The sequence below is a fragment of the Pedobacter sp. genome (genome assembly GCF_041662865.1).
Taxonomy (GTDB): Bacteria; Bacteroidota; Bacteroidia; order Sphingobacteriales; family Sphingobacteriaceae; genus Pedobacter.
This window is the reverse complement of sequence record NZ_JBAZRL010000111.1, coordinates 1-3,024: the sequence shown is the minus strand read 5'-3', so window position 1 is coordinate 3,024 and position 3,024 is coordinate 1. Positions and strand designations below refer to the sequence as shown.

Here is a 3,024-nt window from a genome sequence, read left to right as displayed (position 1 = left end):
CTACGATGTAACCATCTGGACCAGAAAGTGTAATTACTTTACCGCCAAGTTCAGTTACTTTAAGTGCAGTACCCCAAGTTACGTTACCGAAACCAGAAAGTGCTACTGTTTTACCAGCGAATGAAGTGCCGTTAGCTTTAAGGATTTCTCTTGTGAAGTAAGTTACGCCGAAACCAGTAGCTTCAGGTCTTACTAAAGAGCCGCCGTAAGCGAGACCTTTACCTGTAAGAACGCCATTTTCAAATACGCCTTTGATTCTTCTATATTGACCGTACATGTAACCAATTTCTCTACCACCAACACCAATGTCACCAGCAGGAACGTCTACATCTGGACCGATATGTCTGTAAAGTTCTGTCATGAAGCTTTGGCAGAATCTCATTACTTCTGCATCTGATTTACCAGTTGGGTCGAAGTCAGAACCACCTTTACCGCCACCAATTGGAAGGCCAGTTAAAGAGTTCTTGAAGATTTGCTCAAAACCGAGGAATTTAATGATGCCGATGTAAACTGACTTGTGGAATCTGATGCCACCTTTGTAAGGTCCGATAGCGCCGTTGAATTGAACTCTGAAACCTCTGTTTACTTGAAGTTTACCAGCATCGTCAACCCAAGGTACTCTGAAAGTGATTTGTCTTTCTGGCTCAGCGATTCTTTCAAGAATGTTAGCTTCTACCCATTCAGGGTGCTTTTCGAGAACTGGACCAAGTGAACCGAATACTTCTTCAACTGTTTGAAGGAATTCAGGCTCGTTAGCATTTCTCTTTTTAACATTTTCGTAAACCGATTCAATGTAAGCTTTTACGTTAGACATCTAAACATCTCCCTTAAAATAATTTATTTATACTAAAATATAAATAACCAATTAAATAATATTTTATACTACTTGTTAAAATATTATTAATTTTACAAAATTATTGTAGCACATATTAAATTTATAGTAAACCATCTATCAATTAAGAAAATTTAAACTTTTGACATGAATATTTACAGAAATGACATGCAAGCGCGTCATATGCTCTAAAGCTTCTTTAACACTTATTTGTATTTCTTCAGCGGATTTGGCTATAAACGTGCCATAATGCATTGAAAGCTCTAGGTCTAACTTAATTTGTTCTTCATGTTTATGTAGTCTTACACGTTGAACGGTAGCAATAGCTTCATGTAAATGGCAAGTATGCTCCACAATCTGAATAATAACCCGATTGGATATTGTAAAACGTCCCATATAACTAAAAGTGGGTCTTACAATAGTCTTTTCTCCAATTTCAGTTTCTTGCTCATGCTCTCTTCTTCGAATAATGGTTTTGACCGAATCTAAGAAGTAACCACTAAAATCGCGCTTAATTTCGACAGTTGGTAGCGGAATAACATGCTTACCGTGCTTTAACCGTGTTTCTCTCGCCAATTTAATTTCTTCTTTAGTAGAAATCGCATCAATATAGACATATTCGTCTATTTCTCCAATTTGAAGGTTCCTCGCAATATTTTGAACCATTTTGTTAGAAGTGCCAATAATCAAAAGCTGATCTGGTTTGACACGCTCTATTGCTTCTTTAACTTCTTTGCAATGGTCGTCAAACTGAAAAATAGCTCGTCTGACGGCTGACAACCTTGTGGTTTCTCGTTTTGCAGATTTTCCTGCAATTCTTTTAGCATCATGAATTAGCAATCCATCATCTATAATGTATCGAATTCCTTTAGACGATGCAAGATTCATGGCTTTATGACTTTTGCCAGTGCCGCTTTCACCAACTAATGCGACGATTTTCATAGACATCAGCCCTCACTTCCCATTGTAATTCGATTATACCAAAAAAGCCAATGAATTTAATTTAAAAAACATGGTATTTTTCAAATTTATTTTCGTAATGAAAAATAACTTGCAAAATACGTTATTTAAATAATGTACAAACATTGTCAAGGCTTTTTTTAGACTAAGTTACGCTTTCTTGTCGACAAGCTTATTTCAAGAGAAAGTAACTCATTTAATTGCATATGCAACTTTCCAATATATAATGATTCTCATTATATATAGATAACTTTTCATGTTTTTTTGCATCAGTTTGATTGTAGCCCCCCAGAGCTTTGGGTATAATCTGCGTAGTGGTTAATTGACCACAAAACAAAAACCACACTAGTTTAGGACGAATTTTATTATGGCATACGTAATTAAAGATGCATGTATCTCTTGTGGCGCTTGCGAGCCTGAGTGTCCTGTAAACGCTATCTCTGCTGGTGATAGCATCTATGTTATCGAAGCTGCTTCTTGTATCGACTGTGGCGCTTGCGCTAACGTTTGTCCAGTAGACGCTCCACAACCTGAGTAGTCTTATTTTTGCCCCTTTTTGGGGGGATTTTTAAAAACAAAAAAGGCATTAATAAATGGCTATCCGTCATTTATTAATGCCTTTTTTTATTGGTATTGAAAACCTTTACGTTTTAAATTGACACGTTTAGCTAGCTTGCTTACTTTGATATTCTAATTTCATTTGTTCAAAATCTGCTTTGGTAATTTTGATATAACTGCCGCAACTTGGACACATAATACAGTACATATTTTCATATGGAATTATTGGTACAAAAAATAGAGTGAACCACGTTTTTACGACAGTTAAATACCATGTGTGATTTGTATTGCAATGGCTGCATTCTTTTTGAAACATCGGTGCCACTCTTTTCTTCGTTACTTTTCCCCAACCAAATATCATGTTGTTCTCCTTTGTCTTCAATACTTGTCGTTATAATATAAAGTATCGGTCTTAAAAAGATTTTTATTTAGACCATATAGCTTTTGCTTACATTTTTGCATAAATTGCTAAACTATATTTGCACTTTAGTCGATAGTATTTAATGTTAAATTCACCCACAGCCAAACAATGGATTTTTGGCTATTCTGACAAAAAGGAGTTTATAACATGGCAAAAAGAAATCTACACAAAAGTTTTATGGCAACTGTTTTACTCTTGGCATTTTGTTTTAGTTTATTCACTGTAGGTGCATATGCTGCAGATGAAAAACCTT

General features: G+C 35.5%; 4 protein-coding genes. 1 reads left to right on the top strand and 3 read right to left on the bottom strand.

The features are described from left to right. Both WC622_RS16775 and WC622_RS16770 read right to left on the bottom strand, forming a co-directional pair. Window positions 1–814 (bottom strand): Glu/Leu/Phe/Val dehydrogenase dimerization domain-containing protein (locus WC622_RS16775; RefSeq protein WP_372820839.1); only part of this gene is annotated, 814 nt, incomplete at its 3' end. A 138-nt stretch (window positions 815–952) separates the two neighbouring features. Further along, window positions 953–1,774 (bottom strand): Asp23/Gls24 family envelope stress response protein, encoded by an 822-nt coding sequence (locus tag WC622_RS16770; RefSeq protein WP_372820838.1) that lies wholly within the window; start codon window positions 1,772–1,774, stop codon window positions 953–955. Window positions 1,775–2,159: 385 nt separating this feature from the next. Between WC622_RS16770 and WC622_RS16765 the strand changes: the two genes are divergently transcribed. Continuing rightward, complete coding sequence (locus WC622_RS16765) at window positions 2,160–2,330, top strand: DUF362 domain-containing protein (RefSeq protein WP_372820837.1); 171 nt, start codon at window positions 2,160–2,162, stop codon at window positions 2,328–2,330. A gap of 126 nt (window positions 2,331–2,456) precedes the next feature. Here the strand turns inward: WC622_RS16765 and WC622_RS16760 are convergent, their stop codons facing one another. Further along, window positions 2,457–2,666, bottom strand: coding sequence for a zinc-ribbon domain-containing protein (locus tag WC622_RS16760; RefSeq protein ID WP_372820840.1), 210 nt, complete (start codon window positions 2,664–2,666; stop codon window positions 2,457–2,459). Window positions 2,667–3,024 lie beyond the last annotated feature (358 nt).

What these genes read in the sequence shown, in the direction of transcription:
- WC622_RS16770 (WP_372820838.1), bottom strand. Translation starts at nt 1,774, where the DNA reads ATGAAAATCGTCGCATTAGTTGGTGAAAGCGGCACTGGCAAAAGTCAT.
- WC622_RS16765 (WP_372820837.1), top strand. Translation starts at nt 2,160, where the DNA reads ATGGCATACGTAATTAAAGATGCATGTATCTCTTGTGGCGCTTGCGAG.
- WC622_RS16760 (WP_372820840.1), bottom strand. Translation starts at nt 2,666, where the DNA reads ATGTTTCAAAAAGAATGCAGCCATTGCAATACAAATCACACATGGTAT.